The following is a 21683-nucleotide window of genomic DNA, read 5'->3' on the forward strand; positions in this document are numbered from 1 at the left end:
GCACCGTCCCGATCAGAATTCGATCAGCGCCACCTTGGTCTTGAGGTTCGCCATATAGGCTTCGCGGCCCAGATCTTTGCCGATACCGGACTGTTTGTAGCCGCCGGTCGGCAGGATGAAGTCGTTGCTGCGACCATAGCGATTGACCCAGATGGTGCCGGCCTCCAGCGACCGGGTGGCGCGCAACGCGCGGCTTACATCACCGGTATGGACGCCGGCCGCCAAGCCATAGTCGCTGTCATTGGCGAGGGCGTAGGCCTCCTCCTCATCGGCGAAAGTCTGGATGGTCAGCACCGGGCCGAAGATTTCACCCTGCACGACCTCGCTCTTCTGATCCACATTGGCGAGCAGGGTGGGCGCGAAATAGCTGCCCTCCTGCGGCGCGGTGGCGCGGCCGCCACCGGCCAGCACTTCAGCGCCAGCCGCGATGGCGCGGCCGACGATGCCGTCCATCCGGTCAAGCTGCCCATCGGAGATGATCGGCCCCAGCGTCGTATCCTCCGCCCAGGTCGGCCCCGCCTTGTGCGCATTGAAGGCAGCCGTGATGCGATCGATCACCTCATCGGCCACCTTGTCCTGTACCAGCAGCCGAGATCCCGCGACGCACACCTGCCCGGCGTTGAGCGTGATGGCGCGCGCGACGATGGCCGATGCCTTGTCGAGCGTGGCGTCGGAAAAGATGATCTGTGGGCTTTTCCCGCCCAGTTCCAGCGTCACCGGCTTCGGCCCGGTTTCCGCGCAGGCCGCCATGATGGCAGCGCCCGTGCGGGTCGATCCGGTGAAGGTGACCTTGGCCACTTCGGGACGACGGACCAGCGGATCGCCGACGCTGCGCCCGTCGCCCTGCACCACGTTGAAGATGCCGGCCGGCAACCCTGCCTCGATCGCCAGTTCGGCCAGGCGCACGATGCTGAACGGCGTCATTTCGGAGGGTTTGAGGACGATGCTGTTGCCCGCTGCGATGGCGGGCGCGATCTTCCACCCGGCCATGACCAGCGGCAGGTTCCACGGCGCAATCGCTGCGACCACGCCATAGGGTTCGGTGATGGTCAGGCCCAGCTTGTCGGGCGTCGTGGCGGCCACTTCGCCACCGACCTTGTCCGCCCATTCGGCGAAGAAGCGGATGGTTTCGGCGGTATAGCTCAAATCCCAGGCGTTGATTTCCTTGAGCATGCGGGTCGAACCCAATGCCTCCAGCGGGGCGAGCGTCGCCGCGTCCGCTTCGATCAGGTCGGCCCAGCGGCGCATCACTTTCATCCGGGCGCGCGGATCGCTCTGTGCCCAGCCGCTGGTCCTGTAGGCGCGCTGCGCGCTTTCGACCGCTTCGGTCAGCTGGTCGGAATCGACGCTGTCCAGTTCCGCCTGCACCCGACCGTCGGAAGGCCGCCGCACGACGATGGCCGGACCGCGACCCGCGACCCGTCGCCCACCGATGAAATTATTGGCATGGGGCAGGCTGATCTGATCGGGGTTGAAACCGGTCACGGCATAATCTCCTTCATACGGGCATTCCGATAAAATAGGCGTGCGCAGCGGCATTTGTTGCAATTGCACGGGAAAATGTGCGCGATAATCTTCCAAAATCGGCGCGAAGGCAGCAGCCAATGCTTGGAGCGGCCTCCTAATGTCCGACCACTGATTCCCAAAGTAAGGCAGGCGGGCGTTCCTTTCCCGCCAAGGAGCAAGCGCATGGCGACAGGCATAGAGGCGATGGTGGACTTGCGACGGATGACCGTCGACGATCTGGCCGCCGCCCATATACTATCGAGCGAACAGAAATGGCCCCATCGGATCGAAGATTGGGAAATGCTGTTCGGCCTTGGCTTTGGCTATGTCGTGGAACGCGATGGTGCGGTGGTCGGTACCGCCATGGCCTGGCTCTATGGTGACAATGCCGCGACGCTGGGCATGGTCATCGTATCGCCCAGCGCGCAGGGCATGGGCCTTGGCCGCCAGTTGATGGAAGCGGTGCTGACCGAGCTGGGCGACCGCACCGTGCTGCTCAACGCTACGGACGAGGGCGTACCGCTCTACCGCAAGCTGGGGTTCGAGCCCGTCGGCCCCGTATTCCAGCATCAGGGCGCAGCCTTCGCCGTGCCGATGGCGGAACTGATACCGGAAGAGCGGGTCCGGCCGCTGGGTGCGAAGGACATGCCGACGCTGCATGCGCTCGCCCGCCGCGCCACCGGCATGGATCGGGACGCGCTGCTCGACGCGCTGGTTCCGGGCGCGCAGGGTGTGGTGCTGACCCGTGGCAACGAGCCGGTGGGCTTCGCCTTATTCCGCCGTTTCGGCCGGGGCTATGTCGTGGGCCCGACCATCGCGCCGGATACGGGCGGGGCACGGGCGCTGATATCCCACTGGCTGGGGTCCAATAGCGGCATGTTCTGCCGCCTGGACATACCGGAGGAAAGCGGCCTTGGCGCCTGGCTGGACGAGCTTGGCCTGCCCTGCGTCGGCCGGGTGATGCGCATGGTGCGCGGCCCCGCGCCCGCCAGCGATCCGTCGATCACTACTTTCTCTCTGACCACACAGGCGCTCGGATGACCATCAGCCTCAAATACTCCGCCCTCTTCATCGAACGCGCCTTCATCGGCGGCGCCTGGGTCGGCGCGACGTCGGGCGCGACCCTGCCGGTCGACAATCCCGCGACCGGCGCGATCATTGGCACCGTGCCCGATTGTGGCGAGGCGGACACGCTGGCAGCCATTGCTGCGGCCGAAGCGGCTTTCCCGGCGTGGAAGGCGCGTACGGCAGCCGACCGCGCCGCCGTGCTGGAGCGCTGGCACGCGCTGATCCTGGACAATGTCGCCGACCTTGGCCGGATCATGACTGCGGAGCAGGGCAAACCGATCGCGGAGGCCGAAGGCGAAATTCGCTACGCTGCCAGCTTCGTCAAATGGTTTGCCGAAGAGGCCCGCCGCGTCGATGGCGGCATCATCCCCGCGCCGGAAGCCAATCGCCGCATATTGGTGATGAAGGAGCCGGTCGGCGTGTCGGCCGCGATCACGCCATGGAATTTCCCGGCGGCGATGATCACGCGCAAATGCGCGCCTGCTTTGGCAGCAGGATGTCCGGTCGTCGTAAAGCCTTCCGACATGACGCCCTTTAGCGCGCTGGCGCTGGCGAAGCTGGCGGAGGAAGCGGGCGTGCCGGCGGGCGTGTTCAATGTCGTTACGGGCATGCCGACTGCGATCGGCGGCGCTCTGACGGCCAGTCCCGTGGTGCGCAAGCTGTCCTTCACCGGGTCGACCCGCGTCGGTGCGCTCCTGATGCGGCAGTGCGCAGATACCATCAAGCGGGTGAGTTTCGAGCTGGGCGGCAATGCGCCGCTGATCGTGTTCGATGACGCTGATGTCGACATTGCCGTCGCCAGCGCCATGGTCAGCAAGTTCCGCAACGCGGGCCAGACCTGCGTCTGCGCCAACCGCATATTGGTGCAGGACGGCGTCTACGACCAGTTCGCCGAAAAGCTGGCCAAGGCCGTCAGCGCGCTCAAGGTCGCGCCGGGCGATGTGCCGGGCAGCACGATCGGACCGCTGATCAATGCGGCCGCTGCCGACAAGGTGAAGGCGCATGTCGAGGATGCGCTGTCCCATGGCGCCACCCTGTTCGCGCAGGCGCCCAATGAAGCGGCAGGCGATCGGTTCGCCACGCCCGTGATACTGACCGGGGCGACGCGGAACATGCGGCTGGCCGAGGAAGAGACGTTCGGCCCGGTGGCGCCGCTGTTCCGCTTTACGCATGAGGAAGAAGGGATCGAGTTGGCCAACGCCACCAGCTATGGTCTGGCCGCCTATTTCTACACCGAAAATCTGCACCGCGCCTTCCGCGTGGCCGAGCGGCTGGAAGCCGGCATGGTCGCGCTCAACAGCGGCGCGATCGCCATGGAGGTCGCACCCTTCGGCGGGGTCAAGATGTCGGGCCTGGGCCGCGAAGGCGCCCACGCCGGAATAGAGGAATATCTGGAAACCAAGGCGTTCCATATTGCGGGGCTGAAACTCTAAGTCCCGCCCCTTTTTCTTCAGACAAAAGCGCCCTTCGACAGGGGAGGGCGAACGGAGTGATTATGTCCGCCACCAACCGTAATTATGCCATCTCCGTCATACCCGGCGACGGGATCGGCAAGGAGGTCATGCCCGAAGGCATTCGCGTGCTGGAGCGCGCGGCGAGCCTCTATGGCTTCACCATCGAGCAGACGTGGCAGGATTTCGCCTGCTGCGACTATTATGCCAAACATGGCCAGATGATGCCGGATGACTGGAAAGCGCAGATCGGCAATCCCGATGCCATTTTCTTCGGCGCGGTCGGCTGGCCCGATACGGTGCCGGATCATATCTCGCTCTGGGGTTCGCTGCTCCAGTTCCGCCGAGAATATGATCAATATGTCAATCTGCGTCCCGTCCGCCTGATGCCGGGCGTGCCTTGCCCGCTGGTCGGGCGCGAGCCGGGGGATATCGATTTCTGGGTGGTGCGCGAGAATACCGAGGGCGAATATAGCTCGGTCGGCGGCAAGATGTTCCCCGGCACGCCGCGCGAGGTGGTGATCCAGGAAACGGTGATGACCCGTCACGGCACCGACCGCGTGCTGCGCTATGCGTTCGAGTTGGCCGCAACGCGGGATCGCAAGCATGTCACGTCGGCAACCAAGTCCAACGGGATCGCCATCACCATGCCCTGGTGGGACGAGCGGGTGGAGGAAATGGCGAAGAATTATCCGACCGTCACCCATGACAAATATCATATCGATATTTTGACGGCCCAATTCGTGCTGAACCCCGATCGGTTCGACGTGGTGGTCGCGTCCAACCTGTTCGGCGATATCCTGTCCGACCTTGGCCCAGCCTGCACCGGCACGATCGGTGTCGCGCCGTCGGGCAACATCAACCCGGACCGTACCGCGCCCTCGCTGTTCGAGCCGGTCCATGGGTCGGCGCCCGATATTGCGGGCAAGGGTATCGCCAATCCGGTCGGCCAGATCTGGTCGGCAGCGATGATGCTGGAGCATCTGGGCGAAGCAGATGCCGCGGCTGCGATCATGCGCGCGGTCGAAACGGTGCTGGCGCAGCCGGGGCTGCGCACCGGCGACCTCAAAGGCAAGGCCAATACCGAACAATGCGGCAAGGCGATTGCCGACGCGCTGGCGTGAAGTAGGAAATACCGCGCTTAACTTCGCACATTTCCCGCTGGATCGGACATAATGTTGCGTTAGCCCGATCCTATCGAAAAGCCTATTGGAGGGCCGTCCCATGAGGGCGGCCCTCTCTTCATCTACCAAAAAGTCTCTTAGTAGGACAGCGGCATATTATGCCGTCCGCCTTCGCCATTATGTAATGACAGGGTCGCCAATCGCCGCATATCAGGCTTTGCAACTGCGGCATGCAGATAGGCTGGCGTTCAGAACCACAATGGCGAGCCCCCTGATGACGCTGCAATCCAACCGTTCCCTGCTGGACATCGACCGCGACCACCTGATCCACCCCGTCACTTCCTTCCGCGGGCATGAGGCGCATGGCGCGCTGCTGCTGGAAAGCGGCAAGGGCATGTGGCTGAAGGACATGGACGGCAAGGAACTGCTGGACGCCTTTGCCGGCCTGTGGTGCGTCAATGTCGGCTATGGCCAGGACAGCATCGCCGAGGTCGCGGCCGAGCAGATGCGCCGCCTGCCCTATGCCACCGGCTATTTTCATTTCGGCAGCGAGCCGGCAGTGCGGCTGGCGCAAAAGCTGGTCGACCTGAGCCCTGAAGGGCTTGATCATGTCTATTTCACGCTGGGCGGATCGGACGCGGTGGACAGCGCCATCCGCTACATCACTCATTATTTCAACGCGATCGGCAAACCGGAAAAGAAGCAGTGCATCGCATTGGAGCGCGGCTATCACGGGTCGAGCACGACCGGTGCGGGTCTGACGGCGCTCGCGAATTTCCATCGCGGTTTCGACCTTCCGCTGCGCTGGCAGCATCACATAGCGTCGCCTTATCCCTATCGCAGCGATCTGGAGGGCGACGACGCAGCGATCATCGCCCGGTCGGTGCAGCAATTGAAGGACAAGGTGGCGGAGCTGGGCGCAGACAATGTCGCCGCCTTCTTCTGCGAGCCGATCCAGGGATCGGGCGGCGTGATCGTGCCGCCGGTCGGCTGGCTGAAGGCGATGCGCCAGGCCTGCGACGAACTGGACATCTTGCTGGTCGCCGATGAGGTCATCACCGCCTTTGGTCGTACCGGTCCCATGTTCGCTTGCGAAGCGGAGGATGTGACGCCCGACCTGATGACCGTCGCCAAGGGCCTGACTGCGGGCTATGTGCCGATGGGCGCGGTGCTGATGTCAGACCATATCTATCAGGGAATCGCCAACGGCGCGGCGCCCGAAGTGGTGATCGGCCATGGCGCGACCTATTCGGGCCATCCGGTCAGCGCAGCCGTGGGGCTGGAAGTGCTGCGCCTCTATACCGAGGGCGGGATATTGGCAAACGGGCAAAAGGTCGCCGCGCGCTTCGACGCCGGCATGGCGGGCCTGATGGATCATCCCATGGTTGGCGACACGCGCGGGCGCGGCTTGCTGGGCGCGATCGAGCTGGTCACGGACAAGGGCAGCAAGGCGCGGTTCGATCCCGCCCTGAAACTGGCCGATCGGTTGTTCGCCAAAGCCTATGATAATGGCGTCATTTTCCGCGCCTTTGCCGACAATATCATCGGCCTGGCCCCGGCGCTGTGCGCGTCGGACGCGGAGATGGACGAGATATTCGCGCGCATCGCCAAGACGCTGGACGATCTGCTCGAAGAAGCCGATATTCGTGCGGCGGTGAGATAAGAGACGGGGAGCAAGGCAGATGTTGGGCGGACCCAGACTGGACAGGATCGACCTCAAGATCCTGACGCAACTTCAGCAATCAGGCCGCATCACCAATGTCGAATTGGCCGACGCGGTCGGCCTGTCGCCCAGCCCCTGCCTGACGCGGGTGAAGCGGCTGGAAAAGGCTGGCTACATCACCGGCTATGGTGCGCACATCAACCTGCACAAGCTGGGCGAATATCTGACCGTCTTTACCGAAGTGACGCTGACCGAACATCGCGCCGGCGACTTTTCCCGGTTCGAGACGCGCATCCGCAAGCTGGACGAGATCGTTGAATGTCACCTTGTCAGTGGTGGCTACGACTATCTGCTGAAATTCGTAACGCGCGGCGTGGCCCATTATCAGTCGATCATCGAAGGCATGCTGGAGAGCGACTACGGCATCGAGAAATATTTCAGCTATGTCGTGATCAAATCGCCCTTCATCAAGCATCATTACCCGATCCAGCATCTGTTCGGGGAACAGAGATAAGGTTTGGCTGGCATCTAAATGATGCGTTCCCCGGCGAAGGCCGGGGTCCAGTTGATACGGTCGGACTGGACCCCGGCCTTCGCCGGGGAAACAGATTTTGGTGAGACAGCATCAACCGATTGGGGCTAGCTTTACATCATGACCGACATATCCGACCTGATCGAACCGCTCGTCGCGTTCCGCCGCGACATCCATGCCCATCCCGAACTCGGCTTTTGCGAGCATCGCACCGCAGGAAGGATCGCCGAGCAACTACGCGCGCTGGGGCTGGAGGTGCATGAGGGGATCGGCAGGACCGGCGTGGTCGGCGTGCTGCGCAACGGCACATCTTCGCGCAGCATCGGGCTGCGCGCCGACATGGACGCGCTGCCCATCCATGAGCAGACCAACCTGCCTTATGCCAGCACGACGCCCGGCACTTTCCATGGCTGCGGCCATGATGGCCATGTCGCGATGCTTCTCGGTGCTGCGCAGCATTTGACGCGCAGCCGCAATTTCGACGGGACGATCAACTTCTTCTTCCAGCCCGCCGAAGAAGGCCAGGGCGGCGCGCGGGAAATGGTGAAGGAAGGCCTGTTCGAGCGTTTTCCCTGCGACCGTGTGTTCGGGCTGCACAATTGGCCCGATCTGCCCGCCGGCACGATCGCGACGCGCCCCGGCCCGATCATGGGCGCGGCCGACAAGTTCGAGATCAAATTAGAGGGCCGCGGGGGACATGCCGCGATCCCGCAGGATACGCCCGACGCCATAGTTGCTGCAGCATCATTGGTGCAGCAATTGAACGCCATCGTGTCGCGCCGGATCGCGCCGACATCGTCGGCCGTGCTGTCCATAACCCAGATTCATGGCGGACATACGCATAATGTGATCCCGGAACTGGTGACGATTTCGGGCACGGTGCGCACCTTCGATCCCAAGGTGCAGGACCGGATCGAGGAGTCGATCCGGCAGATTGCGGCAGGCGTGGCGCTGGCCGGAGAGTTGACCGCGCGCGTCGATTATACGCGCTATTATCCCGCGACGATCAACGATGCGGAAGCGGCGCAGGAAGCGCTGGATGCCGCCGCGACTGTGGGCGAAGCACAACTGGCGCCCGACCCGGCCTTCACGTCGGAAGATTTCGCCTTCATGCTGCAAGCCTGCAAGGGCGCCTATATCTGGCTGGGGCAGGCGAAGCCGGAAGGGTCGGTGCCGCTGCATAACCCGCATTATGACTTCAACGACGATGTGCTGGCGCTCGGCATCAAGCTGCACGTCGCACTGGCGGAGCGACATCTGGGCTGACCACGATGTCCCCGGCGCAGGCCGGGGTCCAGTTCGGAACATGGGACTGGACCCCGGCCTGTGCCGGGGAACATTTATCAGGCACGGGATGAGTCTGATCCGTCCTAATCCGGCCGTGCGGAAAACATCAGAACCAGAAGCGGATGCCCATCACCAGGCTTGTGGCCGATGCCCGCTCTCCCGCCGCGCGGGCGTAGCGCGCGGTGCCGCCGAAGCTACGTTCCCAGTTTACGCCAATATAGGGTGCAAATTCGCGGGCGAATTCATAACGCAAGCGCAAACCCAGTTCGATGTTGGACAGACCCGATCCGATGCCCAGCTCCGGCACGTCCTGCGCCGCGATATTCACTTCGGCGGCGGGTTGCAGCACCAGGCGCTGCGTGATGCGCTGGTCATAGCTACCCTCGGCGCGGACATGAACGTCACCCTTGTTCGACAGGAAGGCTTGCGCCTCCACCTCGAACCAATAGGGGGCGAGGCCCTCTATGCCGACGGTGGCATAGGTGCGCTGGGGCTGCGGCCGGAAATCATGCCGCACGCCGCCGACGATGTTCCACCAGGGATCGATCGCGCGGCTGTAGAGCGCCTGGAGTTCCGCGTTTTCGAGCGCGCCGCGCACGTCGCCCTCCCCTTCCGACTTGATGGCGAGGCGATTGATGTCGCCGCCGATCCAGCCTTCGCCCTCCCAATGATAGCCGTCGCCGCCCTTTTGCGCGCGATATTCCAGCCGGTCGATCATGAGCTGCGAAAAGGTCATGCCGCCGCTTTCCTTGAGCATGGCGGCGCGGGCGCGGGCCATGACGGCAGGGTCGTAAAGAGCTTCGGCGGCATGATCGGTGGGGACTGGCGGGGCGACGCCCCTGGGCACGCCATCATCCGATGCGGGCATGGCGTGACCGGCATGGGGATCGGCGGGTTGATCCGACGCCGCATCCTCCTGCCCTGGCGGCATCTGGTGCGCGCTATGGTCCATCTGGCTGTGGTCCTGTGCCAAAGCAGGCATGGCGGTGCCGGCCAGCAGCAGTACGGCGGAGGTGATCAGGCGCTTCATGCCGCGTCCTCCTCATGACGCACCGTGACGACGCGCATCATCCCGGCGTGCATGTGCATCAGCATGTGACAGTGAAACGCCCAGTCGCCCAGCGCATCGGCGGTGAGGTCAAAGCTGATCTTGCCGCCGGGCAGGACATTCACCGTATGCTTGCGCGGATTATGGGTCGGATCGTCGCCGGTCAGCAACTGGAAGAAATGGCCATGGATATGGATGGGATGCGGCATCATCGTGTCGTTGATGAGCGTGATGCGCACGCGCTCCATATGACGGAAGGCGATCGGGTCCGCACCGTCCGACAGCTTCACCCCATCGAAGGACCACATATAGCGTTCCATGTTGGCGGTCAGGTGAATGTCGAGGGAACGGGTCGGCGTGCGGATATCTGCGTTGGGTTCCAGCGACCGCAGATCGGCGTAAGTGAGGACGCGATGGTCGACATCCTCCAACCCTGTCGGCCGGTCGGCGGTACGATCGGCCGGCATGGAGGATAGGGTCGCGACTCCCGGTCCCATCGGCACGTCGGGCGCCACCGATGGATCGAGCATCTTCATGGCATGGCCGGACATGCTGTCGTTCGCTGGCTGGCTGAGGTCGATCACGCCGCCCTGCCCCATGTCCATGCCGGACATGTCCATCCCCATATCCTTCATGGTGAGGAGCGGACGCGCGCGCAGGTCGGGGATGGGCGCCACCATGCCGATCTGCGGCGCAAGTGTGGCACGGACCTGCCCCGAACGGTCGATGGCTTCGGCAATCAGACCATAGGCTTTCGCTTCGGTCGGCTGCACGATGACGTCGTAGCTTTCGGCGATGCCGATCTGGAACTCGTCCGTCTCGACCGGCTGAACATGCTGGCCGTCGCACTGGACCACGGTCATCGGCAGGCCGGGCAGGCGGATGTTGAAATTGGTCATGGCCGAAGCATTCACGATGCGCAGGCGCACCCGCTCGCCCGGCGCAAAGAGCCCGGTCCAGTTTTCCGGCGTGCCATGGCCGTTGATGAGGAAGCTATAGGTCGAGCCGGTGACATCGGAAATGTCAGTGGGGTCCATGCGCATCTTGCCCCAGTCCATCCGGTCCTTGAGGCCCTGATCCTTACCGGCCAGCAGCCCCGCCAACGTCTGACGCTGGAAATTATGATAGCCGCCCATCTGTTTCAGCCGCTTGAGCAGCACATGCGGATGGACCAGCGACCAGTCGGCCAGCACGATGACATGTTCCCGGTCCGACTGCACCGGATCGACGCCGGCGGGATCGATGACGATCGGGCCATAATGGCCCATCGCCTCCTGCATGCCCGAATGGCTGTGATACCAATAGGTGCCCGACTGACGGATCGGGAAATCATAGGTGAAAGTTTCGCCCGGCCGGATACCAGGGAAGCTGACGCCGGGCACGCCATCCATCTGGAAGGGGACGATCAGGCCGTGCCAGTGGATCGACGTGTCTTCTTTCAGATTATTGGTGACGGCGAGCTGAACCCTTTGCCCTTCCTTCAGACGGATGAGCGGCGCGGGCACGGTGCCGTTGATGGTGATCGCATGGGCCGACCGGCCGCCGGTGCCGAAATGACTGTCGCCCACGGTGAGCGCGATGCGATCGCCCGACAGGACTCCCGGCGCGGGATGCAGGCCAGCAGTGCCGCTGCGTGCCCAGGCGGGGACGGCGCCGGCCAGAGTCAGTGCGGCGGCGCCTTTGAAGAGGGTGCGGCGGTCAAGGGACAGATCGGTCATGCCCCTTCATACGCGGGCGGGGCTTCAATCCCTCAAAATTTCAGCGAGTTTTGCGCGAGCGCGGTAGAGGCGGGTTTCGACCGCCTTCTCTGTAATGCCCAGCACCTGCGCGGCTTCGGCCTGGCTCATCTGCTCGATCGTGCGGAGCAGCAGGACATTCTTCAGATTGGCCGGCAGCGTAGCGATGACAGCGTTGATGCGGGCGACCTCCTGCGCGGATCGCGCCGCTTCCTCCGGTGTCGCACCGGCGTCCGCAATGTCGAGCGCATCGTCGATGGGGTTGGCAAAGGCGAAGAAACGACGGACGGCACGGCGACGCCCCCAGTCGCGGCATTTGTTGAGGGTGATGCGCGCGATCCAGATGCGGAACGGGCGCGATCCGTCATAGCGGGCGAGCGCGGCGAAGGCGGCGACGAAACTTTCCTGCGTGATGTCGAGCGCTTCGTCAGGATCGCCGATGGCCCCGCGCGCCAGCCGAAACATGGCGTCGCGATGCCGCCGCATCAGCGCCCCATAGGCGGCCTGATCCCCGGCCAGCGCGCGAGTGGCCAAGGCGCGATCATCAGGATCGGCTGTCGTCACCGGGCCGGCTGGGTCAGCGCCTTGACGATCGCGGCATCGAACTGCGCCGCCTGATCGGGGCGCAATACACCGCGCATCGCGAAGATATGCTGGAGCGTTTCCTTTTGCAGCTGACCCATCACATGATGCGATCGATCGACGGCTTCGGCCACTTTGGGACCATAGCCATGTTCAACCTCGATCGCGGTGGCCAGCCGCTCATTGTCGGCACGCATTTCCGCCTCCAGCGCTTCGCGGCGCTTGGCGAAGGTGGCCTCCAGTGCGTGGATGCGCCGTTCCTGCGCGGCGTCGAGCGTCAGCCGCTGATGGAGGAGGGCGTGGACCTCGCTTTCGACGCGGGGTGGCGGCGCCAGCCAGATGCGCGCGACCAGCACGGCGGCAAGCGCCGCAGCGAAGGCCACCAGCGCCACCCATATATAACGCCGGCCGTTCATTGGCCGAGCAGGCGGGACGGCGCATAGTCGGACATGCCGATCGGCAGGGGCGCCGCTTGTGCAGGCGCACCGGGCACGATGCTGCCGGCCCAGCCGATGCCGATCGCCAGAAGGCCGGCCAGCATCAGGCTGCGCCGGGCCATCGCCCGGTCGCGCCGTCGGGCGAGGCCACCCATCACCGCCGCGTCCATATCCGCCAGGCGCGCGTCGGTCGGCATTGCCCGCACCGCCCCCAGCAACTGATCCAGATCGCTCATCATCTAATCTCCATCCTTCCCCACGCATACGCGCGAGCGACGGCTATCCCTCATCTGTACGGACGAAAAAATATGCCCATGGGTCGAGGGGTACGGCAAGTCCATGCGTATCATCCCCTGACCACCCTATCTGGCCACCCCGATGGAGACTATCCCATGACCCGTTATTTCCTGACCGCTGCTGCCGCCCTTGCGCTGGCTCTGCCCGGCGTAGCGAGCGCGCACAGCAAGCTGGTGTCGTCCACCCCGGCCGCCAACGCGACCGTCGCCAAGCCGACCAAGCTGAGCCTGACCTTCTCCGAAACCTTCCTGGCCCCCATGAGCAGCGCGGAGCTGGTGATGACCGGGATGCCGGGCATGGCCAATCATGAACCGATGCCGATCAAGGGATTCAAGACCGACGTCAACGGCAAGACCATGACCCTGACCTTCCCCCGCGCTCTGCCCGCCGGCAGCTATGACCTGAAATGGCATATCGTCGGCGCCGACCAGCACAAGATGGAAGGCGGTTACAGCTTCAAGGTCAAGTAAGAGCCGATGACCGAGGGGGCACTGATCGGCGCGCGCTTTGCACTGATGATCGACCTCGCCCTGCTCATGGGCCTGCCGCTATTCTGGTGGGCCATGGGCATGGCGGGGAGAAAGAGCCTGCTGGTCATTTTGGCGCTGGGCGGCATGGCGCTGTCTGCGCTGTGGTTGCTGGCCAGCGCCGCCGCCATGACTGGCACGCCGATCAGCAGCCCCGACTGGGCCAGCGCGCAGATATTGCTGACGATGACACCGATCGGCCCGGTGCTGGCGGTGCGCAGTGGCGCACTGCTGTTGACGCTGGCTTGCCTTCTCCTGCCGCAGGGCCTTCGGGTCGCACTGATCCCTGCGGCGGTCGCGGCTGCAACGCTGGCCTGGACCGGTCATGCCGGCGCGACGGAAGATATGGCGGGTACGCTGCACCGGGCTGCCGATGTCGCCCATATATGGGCGGCGGCTGGATGGATCGGGGCACTCGCGGTGCTGCTGCATGCGGTGGTGACGCTGCGTCATGATGTGCAGCGGGTGGCCGCGATGCTGGGCGGCTTTGCCCTGATGGGGACGCTGATCGTGGCGACCCTCATCATCAGCGGCGCGATCAATCTGGTGACGATCGTGGGGTTGGCGGACGCGCCGGCGCTGGTGGGCAGCCGCTATGGTATGTTGCTTGGCGCCAAGCTGGCACTCTTCGCACTGATGCTGGGGCTGGCGGCGGTGAACCGCTGGCGGCTGACGCCCTTGCTGGAGCGGGGCGAGGCGCAGCGGGCCATTGCCCATCTGCGCCTGTCGCTGGCCATCGAAACGAGCGCCGCCATCGCCATCATAGGGCTGGTGGCATGGCTGGGGACGCTCGATCCGATGGCCTGACCAGCCTTCCGTGTCAGGCCGGTCGGTAGATGCAGTAGACTTTCTTCACATGGACCTGGCTGTCCCAGCTACATTGTGCGCCCTGTTCCACCAGAAAGATGTCGCCCTTGTGGAAAGTCCCTTCTTCGCCGGCTTCGTCGACGAAGGTGACGCTGCCTTCGAGCAGGTACATGAGTTCGAAATGGCGATAGGCCATGGCGCGGCGATAATAGGGCGTCGAATCCCAGGTACCGACCATATATTCGCCGTCGTCCGATTTATAATCGCCATGGTTGCGGCACTGCGGCGTCGGGCCGACCAGCAATTCGGCAAGCGGGGCACCCGATGGTTCGAGCGGCGCACCGGTATCGACCGGGATGATCGCGCCATCGCCGGCCGGGCCGCCGCTGCGGCGCATGAAGACAAGGCGAACGTCGGCATCGGCCGACCAATCGAAGGTCGCGCCGTCGCGTAGCAGCAGGCTTTGGCCTTCGGTCAGCGTGAAGCGCTTGCCCGCCTGTTCGATGCGGACGGCGCCGGCTTCCACGATGATGAACTCTTCGCCGGGCAAGGCGGAAACGGTGCCGTTGCCCTGCGGCAGGAGGATAAGGCCGGCGCTGATCGGCCCGTCGGCGAGTGGCAGGGCTGCGCGAGCGCCCAGGAAAGCGTCGCCGATTGCCGGGGCGACGGTGACGCCTGCGGCCCATTGACGCAGGTCGATGAAGGAGCGGATTTGCGAAGCGGTGCTGGTCATGCCGGCCTTTTCCTGTGCTGGACGAAGGCGGCAGGATAAAAGCGGCGGCGCAGCAGGAGGCACCGATCGCGGCAGGATATGCCGCGATCGGTGCCGTTTGCGGCGGCAGCGGCCGTTACAACTGCCGCAGGGCGCGGGCCGGGCGGATCGACATCAGCGGAATCGCACCGGCAAGGCCGATGCCCAGCGTCAGCAATGCGCCGCCGCCCAATGTCGCCAGCACCACCCACCAGTCGGGCGCCCAGGTAAATTCGAAGATCCGCACGATGACGAACCAGGCCGCCGTCAGCCCGAGCCCTAGCGCAACCAGCGCCAGCATGGACGCAAGCAACCCATATTCGATCGCCTGCCCGCCCAATATCTGCCAGCGGGTCGCGCCCAGCGTCTTCAATATCACGCTGTCATAACTGCGCGCCGCGCGGGAGGCGGCGATGGCGCCGACCAGCACGGCGATGCCCGCCAGGATCGCGACCGAGGCGGCAGCGACGATGGCGCGCGACATCTGCGTCATGATGGTACCGACCTGATCGATCACATCGCCCACGCCGATCACCGACACGCCGGGGAAGGCGGCGAGCAGCGCGCGGGTCATGGCCGCGTCGTGGCGGGCATCCATGGTGATGGTCGCGGTCATGCTGTGCGGCGCGGCGGCCAATGTGTTGGGGGAGAAGACGAGGATATAGTTGAAGCCCATCGTGTCCCAGTTGACCTTCCGCAGGGAGGCGATGCGCGCAGTGATTTCCCGGCCGAGGATGCTGACGGTCAGATTGTCGCCGATGCCGATCCCCATGACCTTCGCCGCTTCTTCGTCCAGCGAGACGAGCGGCGGGCCGGCATAGGCGCGCGGCCACCACTGACCAGCGGTCAGGTCGCTGCCCTGCGGCAGGGCAGCGCTATAGGTGACACCGCGCTCGCCGCGCAGGAACCAGGCACCTTCGGGCAGTTCCTTCAGATCCGCGACGCGTTGCGCGCCATAGGCGACGATCGTGCCGCGCAGGGACGGCACGATGTTGAGTTGCGCTTCGGGTGCCTGCTTGCGGGCGATTGCGCGGAAGCGGTCGACTTGCACCGAGGGGATGTCGAGGACGAACTGATTGGGCACCTTTTCCGGCACGACGTTGCGGATTTCGCGATCGAGGCTGGTCTGGATGCCGGCCAGCGTCACGAACAAAGTGAGCGCAAGGCCCAGTGCCACGATCAGCGCGGCCGTTTGCGCGCCGGGGCGGTGAAGATTGGCCAGCGCAAGGCGCAGCAGCGGACGGCGCGGGCGCGGCGCGATCAGGGCGAGGCGGCGGACTGCCCAACCCAGGCCGAGGAGCAACAGCAGAACCGCCGCCGTCGCGCCGAGGACGGCGGCAGAAAAGAGCGGTTCGCGCGCGGTCAGCAAAGCCAGCGCGACGAGCAGGCCCCCTGCCCCGCCCATGGCGATCAGGCTGCGCCGGTCGATGCCGCCCCGCGTTTCCACCGCACCACGAAAGATGGCGGCGGCCGGCTGGGTGCGGGCGCGACCGAGCGGCGGGAAGGTGAAAAGGAAGGCGATGAGCAGGCCGTAAGCGGCGCTGGTGACAAGCGGCAGCGGATGGAGCCGGAAGCCGGGGCTGACCGGCAGCACATCACCCGCCAGCGCGACGATCAATGGCGGCAACAGCGCGCCCACGACAAGACCGGCGGCGATGCCGAGCAGCGCGACCACGCCGACCTGCATCCTATATATGCGGCCGATATCGGTGGAGGTCGCGCCCAGCACTTTCAATGTCGCGATGCCGCCGCGCTTGCCGGCGAGATAGGAGGCGACGCCGTTGCTGACTCCGATGCCGGCGATGACGAGGGCGGCCAGCCCGATCAGCGACAGAAACTGCCCCATGCGTTCGATGAAGCGATTGGCGCCCGGCGCTGCACGATCGCGGTCCTTCAGCGTCCAGCCGTCGGTTTCATGCGCCTTTTCCATGTCCTTGCGCACCGTGGCAGGATCAAAACCGGGGTTCAGGCGGATACGATATTTGGCGGTATAGAGGCTACCCGGCTGGATCAGGCCGGTACGGCGCAGCCCATCGATCGAGACGATCGCGACCGGGCCCAGGGTGAAGCCTTCGCCCAGCCTGTCCGGCTCGTCGGCGATGATGCCGCCGATGGTGAAATCGGCGGTACCATAGCGCAGCCGGTCGCCGGGACGAATCTCCAGCCGCTCCGCCAGCGCTTGGCCGATCAGCATATGATCGGGATCGAGTGGACTATATGTGCCGCTTTTCAGCGTAAGGGTACCATAAAGCGGATAGACGGCATCGACCCCCTTCAACTCGGTGAGGATCGCCGGCGGCGCATCTTTGGCCCCCTGCCCCACACGCTGCGCCATGGCGCGCAGGCGGATGGTTTCGCTCAGTGTGCCGAGTTGGCGGAAGGCTTCCTTGTCGCCCAGCCGTGCCTCCCGCTGCGTCATGGCGATTTCGATGTCGCCGCCCAGCAGATTGCGGCCGCGATCGCTCAGCTCCTGCGTGATCGCGGCGGTCAGACTGCCGATCGCGGCCAATGTCGCCACGCCCAGGAACAGGCAGAGGAAGAGAAGGCGCAGGCCGCGAAAGCCCAGATGCAGGTCGCGCCGGGCGATGCGCCAGCTGGCGCGCCAATTCAGCGCGTTCACGCCGCGCGGTCCGATATGATGTGGCCGTCGCGCATTTCCACGATCCGGCCGCAGCGCTGCGCCAGCACCGAATCATGGGTGATGATGACCAGGGTCGCGCCCGCCGCCGCCTGCCGTTCGAACAGCAGGTCCATGATGGTGGCGCCGGTGGTGACATCCAGATTGCCGGTCGGCTCATCGGCAAAGAGCAAAGTCGGGCGCGGCGCGACGGCGCGGGCGATGGCCACGCGCTGCTGCTCGCCACCCGAAAGCTGGGCTGGATAATGGTCGAGCCGATGGCCAAGGCCCACGGCGCGCAATTCCGCCGCCGCCCGATCGAAGGCATCGGCATGGCCGGCCAGTTCCAGCGGCACGGCGACATTTTCATGCGCGGTCATGGTCGGCAGCAGGTGGAAGCTTTGCAGGATGATGCCGATGCGGCCGCGGCGGGCCTGCGCCAATGCGTCCTCATCCAGCGCGCCGAAATCGACGCCGCCCACGCTGACGCTGCCGCCGCTCGCCTGTTCAAGGCCCGACAACACGGCCATCAGCGAGCTTTTGCCCGATCCCGATGCGCCGAGGATGGCGATGCTCTCCCCGCGCAAGATGGTAAGATCCACCCCCTTGAGGATCGCCACCGGCGCTTCGCGCGTTCCAAGCGAAAGGGTGACATCCTGCGCGCGGATCGCGATAGTGGTGGGATCGATGGGCAGATGCATGAAGAAGGAGCGCTCCTTGGGCCACAAGTGGATGCAATATGGGGCGTTGGCGCTGATTGTCCAACTGGCGGTGGCCTGTTCGGATAAAACACCCACTTCGCCGCCCGCCGGTCATGAAGCGCAGGTGGCAAATCAGGCACAGCCGGCGGTGCCGGCGGCGGACGAACCGCTGGTGGTCGCCTTTGGCGACAGCCTTTATGCCGGCTATAATCTGGATCAGGACAAGGGGCTGGCGCCGGTGCTGGAAAAGGCGCTGACGGCGCACGGCATGAAGGCGCGGGTCGTCAATGCCGGCGTGTCGGGCGACACCACGGCGGCGGGGCTGACGCGGCTCGCCTTCACGCTGGACGGCTTGCCCCGTAAGCCCGACCTGATGCTGGTGGGGCTGGGCGGCAACGACATGCTGCGAGGCCTGTCTCCAGCGGAGACGCGCACCAATCTGGACGCGATATTGGCGCAGTTGCAGAAACGCGGCATCCCGGTGCTGCTGACCGGCATGCTGGCGTCACCCAATATGGGGCCGGACTATGCCGCCGCCTTCAACCCCATCTATCCCGAACTGGCGCAGAAATATAAAGCCGGCCTCTATCCCTTCATGCTGGACGGGGTGATCGGCGATCGGACGCTGCAACTGCCCGATGGCATACACCCCAATGACAAGGGCGTGACGGTGATCGTCGGCAAGCTGGCGCCTGTGGTGGCCGAGGCGCTCAAGCCATGACGGCACGGATCAAGGTCGGCCTGATCGGCTATGGTATGGCCGGGCGGGTATTTCATGCGCCGCTGATCCGCGCCGCAAAGACGCTGGATCTGGTGGCGATCGCGACCAGCAGGGCCGATGAGGTGGCCGCGCTCGATCCCACCATCGCCTGCATGGAAGCGGCCGCCCTGCTGGCCGATCCGGCGATCGCGTTGGTGGTGGTTGCGACACCGAGTGCGACACATGCAGCGCTGGCCGCAGATGCCCTGCGAGCGGGCAAACATGTGGTCGTGGACAAGCCTTTCGCCCTGTCGCTGGCCGAGGCGCGCGATCTGGTAAAACTGGCGCACACCCATGGGCGGCAGCTGACGGTCTTCCACAATCGACGGTTCGACAGCGACTTCCTCAGCATCCGCGCGGCGATAGAGGAAGGCACGATCGGGCGGGTGACGCATTTCGAATCCCATTTCGACCGCTTCCGCCCGGAAGTGCGAGACCGCTGGCGTGAGGATGGATCGGCGGGATCGGGTGTCTGGTTCGACCTCGGCCCACATCTGGTCGATCAGGCGCTGGCGCTGTTCGGCCGGCCGCTGGCGGTCAGCGCGGATATTGCCGCGCTGCGCTCCGGATCGGCCGCGGACGATTGGGCGCATGTCGTGCTGCGCTATCCGGGGATGCGCGCGGTGCTGCACGCCAGCCTGAACGCGCCGGGTGGCGATATTGGTGGCAGTCCGCGCTTTGCCGTGCATGGCAGCGGGGGATCGCTCATCAAGCGGCAGCTCGATCCGCAGGAGGCGCAGTTAATCGCTGGCCTGCGTCCAGGTGAGCTGGGTTGGGGCGTCGATCCCGATCCGCTGGAAATTCATGACGGTGCCGGCGGCGTGACGCTGCGCCCGGCTGCGATGGGGTGCCAGCAGCTTTATTATGCCGAATTGGGCGCGGCCCTTCTGGCCGGCACCGCCCTGCCGATTCCGCTTGATGAAGCGGTAGCGGTGCAGGAGATTGTCGAAGTCGCGCTCTTGTCGGCGCGACAGGATCGAGTGGTGTCGCTGCCCTGAACTGACCTATAAAAAATATGGAGGATGAGAGATGAGCCTGACCCTGCGTACCGTGCTGATGGCCGCTGCCCTTACCGCCCCGATCGCTGACGCCCGGACCAATTCCGCGGCGCCGGTGGTGACCATAGCAGACGGCGCGCTGCGCGGGGTGGAGGAGGATGGCGTCATCGCCTTTCGCGGCATCCCCTTCGCTGCGCCCCCGGTCGGCGATCTGCGCTGGCGCGCGCCGCAAGCCGTGGCGCGTTGGCAGGGCGTGCGCGATGCGAGCCGCTATGGCCATGACTGCATGCAGCTCCCCTTCCCCAGCGATGCCGCGCCACTCGGCACGCCGCCGTCCGAAGACTGCCTCTATATGAATGTGTGGAAGCCGGCAGCGGCCAAGGCCAAGTTGCCGGTGATGGTGTGGATCTATGGCGGCGGCTTCGTCAATGGCGGATCGTCCCCACCCACCTATGCCGGCGCGGCGCTGGCGCGGCAGGGGATCATGATGGTCAGCTTCAACTATCGGATCGGTCGGTTCGGCACCTTCGCTCATCCCGCATTGACGAAGGCCGATGCGGACAAGGGGCTGCTCGCCAATTATGGCTATATGGACCAGATCGCGGCACTACGCTGGGTGCAATCGAACATCGCGGCTTTTGGCGGCGATCCGGCCAATGTCACCATCGTGGGCGAAAGCGCGGGCGGCATGTCGGTCCATGCACTGCTGACATCGCCCATGGCGCAGGGGCTGTTCCACCGGGCCGTGATCCAGTCAGGCGGCCCGCGCCTGATGGAGGAAGCGACGATGGCATCGGCAGAACAGGTGGGCGCAGCCTTTGCCGAGAAGAAGGGGGTCGCCTCCGGCGCACCCGATGCGCTGGCCAGGCTGCGCGCCCTGCCAGCGGACACGATGATCGATGGGCTGAACCTGGCCACCTTGTCCGCGCCGGGACCGCGCACCTATAGCAGCCCGATCGCCGACGGGCGGATCGCGGTCGACGCGCTTGCCGCCTATCAGGCCGGCAAGTTTGCACGGGTGCCCGTGATGATCGGCGCGACCAGTAACGATATTGGCGGTCCGACCGGCACGATGGTGACCGGTGCGCGGTCCATGGCGCAGTTGTTCGCCAGCCAAAACCTGCCGACCTATTATTATCGCTTCTCCTATGTCGCGCAGTCGTTGCGCACCGCCGACACCAGGGGTGCAGGCCATGCGAGCGAAATCCCCTATTTCTTCGACACCGTCGGGATCAAATATGGCGATGCGACCACGGCTGGCGACCGTGCACTGGGCCGCTTGGCCAGCGGCTATCTGGTCAATTTCGTAAAAAGCGGCGACCCTAATGGGAAAGGCCTGCCCGCCTGGAAAGCCTATGCGCCTGCAACATCGACGCTGATGGACATCGGGACACAGGGCAGCGCAGCCATCGTTCCCGACCGTTGATCGGCTGAAAATTCAGCGTGTTATCAAGACTCGCACGACGTACTTTCGGAATCATCACACCGTGTTATCGGTTCCGATCCGTCGTGCGATCAGTTTTCGGACGTCGCTTGCGAATCGCAGGATTCCCGCCATGAATCGCTGTCTCGATGGGATGGTAATCAGTATAATCTCCTCATAAAAATCTCTAATGCGCGTTTGCCGCCAGAATTGCGTCATGGTTAGAGATCCAAGGGCTATCAGCTGGCGCCGATCCTTTCCCTCAGTTCATCGATCAACGGTTGTGCTTCGCGGTGACGCAGTGCAGCAAGGAAGCAATTCCTGCCCACCCTTCCGTCAGGTTTGACTTTCATGGCTAAATGAGCGCA

The 21683-nt window shown here is 64.7% G+C and carries 20 protein-coding genes; 11 read left to right on the top strand and 9 right to left on the bottom strand.

Annotated features, from left to right (window positions below):
• Nucleotides 1-12: 12 nt before the first annotated feature.
• Nucleotides 13-1485 carry an aldehyde dehydrogenase family protein gene (locus F4U95_RS17255; protein ID WP_172598888.1) on the bottom strand — a complete coding sequence of 491 codons (1473 nt, stop codon included), beginning with the start codon at nucleotides 1483-1485 and terminating at the stop codon, nucleotides 13-15.
• Nucleotides 1486-1689: 204 nt separating this feature from the next.
• Here F4U95_RS17255 and F4U95_RS17260 point away from each other — a divergent pair, with 204 nt between their 5' ends.
• The 6 genes from F4U95_RS17260 (at nucleotide 1690) to F4U95_RS17285 (ending at nucleotide 8610) form a co-directional block, all read left to right on the top strand.
• Nucleotides 1690-2547, top strand: a complete 858-nt coding sequence (locus tag F4U95_RS17260; protein WP_120253410.1) for a GNAT family N-acetyltransferase — start codon at nucleotides 1690-1692, stop codon at nucleotides 2545-2547.
• A complete protein-coding gene (locus F4U95_RS17265; RefSeq protein ID WP_120253411.1) occupies nucleotides 2544-4007 on the top strand; it encodes an NAD-dependent succinate-semialdehyde dehydrogenase in 1464 nt (487 codons plus the stop codon). Before F4U95_RS17260 ends, F4U95_RS17265 begins: the two co-directional genes overlap by 4 nt.
• A gap of 62 nt (nucleotides 4008-4069) precedes the next feature.
• Nucleotides 4070-5149 (top strand): tartrate dehydrogenase, encoded by a 1080-nt coding sequence (locus F4U95_RS17270; RefSeq protein ID WP_120253412.1) that lies wholly within the window; start codon nucleotides 4070-4072, stop codon nucleotides 5147-5149.
• A gap of 259 nt (nucleotides 5150-5408) precedes the next feature.
• Entirely contained in the window at nucleotides 5409-6812 is a 1404-nt protein-coding gene (locus F4U95_RS17275; protein ID WP_246171634.1) for an aspartate aminotransferase family protein, read from the top strand.
• Between the two features lie 19 nt (nucleotides 6813-6831).
• Complete coding sequence (locus F4U95_RS17280) at nucleotides 6832-7326, top strand: Lrp/AsnC family transcriptional regulator (RefSeq protein WP_066855158.1); 495 nt, start codon at nucleotides 6832-6834, stop codon at nucleotides 7324-7326.
• Between the two features lie 138 nt (nucleotides 7327-7464).
• On the top strand, nucleotides 7465-8610 hold the full coding sequence (locus F4U95_RS17285; protein WP_120253413.1) for a M20 aminoacylase family protein: 1146 nt from the start codon (nucleotides 7465-7467) through the stop codon (nucleotides 8608-8610).
• A gap of 127 nt (nucleotides 8611-8737) precedes the next feature.
• On the opposite strand, the gene F4U95_RS17290 is transcribed toward F4U95_RS17285, so the two are convergent.
• Genes F4U95_RS17290 through F4U95_RS17310 form a run of 5 tightly spaced genes read right to left on the bottom strand, consistent with a single transcriptional unit; the run spans nucleotide 8738 to nucleotide 12673 of the window.
• Nucleotides 8738-9661 (bottom strand): copper resistance protein B, encoded by a 924-nt coding sequence (locus F4U95_RS17290; RefSeq protein ID WP_120253414.1) that lies wholly within the window; start codon nucleotides 9659-9661, stop codon nucleotides 8738-8740.
• The gene (locus tag F4U95_RS17295; RefSeq protein ID WP_120253415.1) at nucleotides 9658-11397 is read right to left on the bottom strand and encodes a copper resistance system multicopper oxidase; all 1740 of its coding nucleotides are present in this window, start codon (nucleotides 11395-11397) and stop codon (nucleotides 9658-9660) included. The genes F4U95_RS17290 and F4U95_RS17295 overlap by 4 nt, the downstream gene beginning before the upstream one ends.
• Before the next feature lie 24 nt (nucleotides 11398-11421).
• The gene (locus F4U95_RS17300; protein WP_120253416.1) at nucleotides 11422-11979 is read right to left on the bottom strand and encodes an RNA polymerase sigma factor; all 558 of its coding nucleotides are present in this window, start codon (nucleotides 11977-11979) and stop codon (nucleotides 11422-11424) included.
• Nucleotides 11976-12413, bottom strand: coding sequence for a periplasmic heavy metal sensor (locus tag F4U95_RS17305; protein WP_120253417.1), 438 nt, complete (start codon nucleotides 12411-12413; stop codon nucleotides 11976-11978). The genes F4U95_RS17300 and F4U95_RS17305 overlap by 4 nt, the downstream gene beginning before the upstream one ends.
• Nucleotides 12410-12673 carry a hypothetical protein gene (locus tag F4U95_RS17310; protein WP_232016377.1) on the bottom strand — a complete coding sequence of 88 codons (264 nt, stop codon included), beginning with the start codon at nucleotides 12671-12673 and terminating at the stop codon, nucleotides 12410-12412. Before F4U95_RS17310 ends, F4U95_RS17305 begins: the two co-directional genes overlap by 4 nt.
• Nucleotides 12674-12826: 153 nt before the next feature.
• Between F4U95_RS17310 and copC the strand changes: the two genes are divergently transcribed.
• Together copC and copD are read left to right on the top strand one after the other, a co-directional pair.
• A complete protein-coding gene (gene copC / locus F4U95_RS17315) occupies nucleotides 12827-13201 on the top strand; it encodes a copper homeostasis periplasmic binding protein CopC (RefSeq protein ID WP_120253418.1) in 375 nt (124 codons plus the stop codon).
• A 6-nt stretch (nucleotides 13202-13207) separates the two neighbouring features.
• The gene (copD, locus tag F4U95_RS17320) at nucleotides 13208-14065 is read left to right on the top strand and encodes a copper homeostasis membrane protein CopD (protein ID WP_120253419.1); all 858 of its coding nucleotides are present in this window, start codon (nucleotides 13208-13210) and stop codon (nucleotides 14063-14065) included.
• A 13-nt stretch (nucleotides 14066-14078) separates the two neighbouring features.
• Here copD and F4U95_RS17325 read toward each other — a convergent pair whose 3' ends face one another.
• The 3 genes from F4U95_RS17325 to F4U95_RS17335 form a co-directional block, all read right to left on the bottom strand.
• Nucleotides 14079-14798, bottom strand: a complete 720-nt coding sequence (locus tag F4U95_RS17325) for a cupin domain-containing protein (protein WP_120253420.1) — start codon at nucleotides 14796-14798, stop codon at nucleotides 14079-14081.
• A gap of 115 nt (nucleotides 14799-14913) precedes the next feature.
• Nucleotides 14914-17436, bottom strand: coding sequence for an ABC transporter permease (locus F4U95_RS17330; RefSeq protein WP_120253421.1), 2523 nt, complete (start codon nucleotides 17434-17436; stop codon nucleotides 14914-14916).
• Nucleotides 17433-18134, bottom strand: coding sequence for an ABC transporter ATP-binding protein (locus F4U95_RS17335; protein ID WP_120253422.1), 702 nt, complete (start codon nucleotides 18132-18134; stop codon nucleotides 17433-17435). Before F4U95_RS17335 ends, F4U95_RS17330 begins: the two co-directional genes overlap by 4 nt.
• On the opposite strand from F4U95_RS17335, the gene F4U95_RS17340 reads away from it, so the two are divergent.
• From F4U95_RS17340 to F4U95_RS17350, 3 genes are read left to right on the top strand one after another with little or no spacing between them, the layout of a single operon-like run.
• A complete protein-coding gene (locus tag F4U95_RS17340; protein WP_120253423.1) occupies nucleotides 18133-18855 on the top strand; it encodes an arylesterase in 723 nt (240 codons plus the stop codon). The genes F4U95_RS17335 and F4U95_RS17340 overlap by 2 nt on opposite strands.
• Nucleotides 18852-19892, top strand: a complete 1041-nt coding sequence (locus F4U95_RS17345) for an oxidoreductase (protein ID WP_120253424.1) — start codon at nucleotides 18852-18854, stop codon at nucleotides 19890-19892. The genes F4U95_RS17340 and F4U95_RS17345 overlap by 4 nt, the downstream gene beginning before the upstream one ends.
• 31 nt (nucleotides 19893-19923) lie before the next feature.
• Nucleotides 19924-21318 (top strand): carboxylesterase/lipase family protein, encoded by a 1395-nt coding sequence (locus F4U95_RS17350; protein ID WP_232016379.1) that lies wholly within the window; start codon nucleotides 19924-19926, stop codon nucleotides 21316-21318.
• Nucleotides 21319-21683 lie beyond the last annotated feature (365 nt).

The organism is Sphingobium limneticum, assembly GCF_008710165.1.
Taxonomy (GTDB): Bacteria; Pseudomonadota; Alphaproteobacteria; order Sphingomonadales; family Sphingomonadaceae; genus Sphingobium; species Sphingobium limneticum.

What these genes read in the sequence shown, in the direction of transcription:
- F4U95_RS17260 (WP_120253410.1), top strand. Translation starts at nt 1,690, where the DNA reads ATGGCGACAGGCATAGAGGCGATGGTGGACTTGCGACGGATGACCGTC.
- F4U95_RS17265 (WP_120253411.1), top strand. Translation starts at nt 2,544, where the DNA reads ATGACCATCAGCCTCAAATACTCCGCCCTCTTCATCGAACGCGCCTTC.
- F4U95_RS17270 (WP_120253412.1), top strand. Translation starts at nt 4,070, where the DNA reads ATGTCCGCCACCAACCGTAATTATGCCATCTCCGTCATACCCGGCGAC.
- F4U95_RS17275 (WP_246171634.1), top strand. Translation starts at nt 5,409, where the DNA reads ATGGCGAGCCCCCTGATGACGCTGCAATCCAACCGTTCCCTGCTGGAC.
- F4U95_RS17280 (WP_066855158.1), top strand. Translation starts at nt 6,832, where the DNA reads ATGTTGGGCGGACCCAGACTGGACAGGATCGACCTCAAGATCCTGACG.
- F4U95_RS17285 (WP_120253413.1), top strand. Translation starts at nt 7,465, where the DNA reads ATGACCGACATATCCGACCTGATCGAACCGCTCGTCGCGTTCCGCCGC.
- F4U95_RS17290 (WP_120253414.1), bottom strand. Translation starts at nt 9,661, where the DNA reads ATGAAGCGCCTGATCACCTCCGCCGTACTGCTGCTGGCCGGCACCGCC.
- F4U95_RS17295 (WP_120253415.1), bottom strand. Translation starts at nt 11,397, where the DNA reads ATGACCGATCTGTCCCTTGACCGCCGCACCCTCTTCAAAGGCGCCGCC.
- F4U95_RS17305 (WP_120253417.1), bottom strand. Translation starts at nt 12,413, where the DNA reads ATGAACGGCCGGCGTTATATATGGGTGGCGCTGGTGGCCTTCGCTGCG.
- F4U95_RS17310 (WP_232016377.1), bottom strand. Translation starts at nt 12,673, where the DNA reads ATGATGAGCGATCTGGATCAGTTGCTGGGGGCGGTGCGGGCAATGCCG.
- copC (WP_120253418.1), top strand. Translation starts at nt 12,827, where the DNA reads ATGACCCGTTATTTCCTGACCGCTGCTGCCGCCCTTGCGCTGGCTCTG.
- copD (WP_120253419.1), top strand. Translation starts at nt 13,208, where the DNA reads ATGACCGAGGGGGCACTGATCGGCGCGCGCTTTGCACTGATGATCGAC.
- F4U95_RS17325 (WP_120253420.1), bottom strand. Translation starts at nt 14,798, where the DNA reads ATGACCAGCACCGCTTCGCAAATCCGCTCCTTCATCGACCTGCGTCAA.
- F4U95_RS17340 (WP_120253423.1), top strand. Translation starts at nt 18,133, where the DNA reads ATGAAGAAGGAGCGCTCCTTGGGCCACAAGTGGATGCAATATGGGGCG.
- F4U95_RS17335 (WP_120253422.1), bottom strand. Translation starts at nt 18,134, where the DNA reads ATGCATCTGCCCATCGATCCCACCACTATCGCGATCCGCGCGCAGGAT.
- F4U95_RS17345 (WP_120253424.1), top strand. Translation starts at nt 18,852, where the DNA reads ATGACGGCACGGATCAAGGTCGGCCTGATCGGCTATGGTATGGCCGGG.
- F4U95_RS17350 (WP_232016379.1), top strand. Translation starts at nt 19,924, where the DNA reads ATGAGCCTGACCCTGCGTACCGTGCTGATGGCCGCTGCCCTTACCGCC.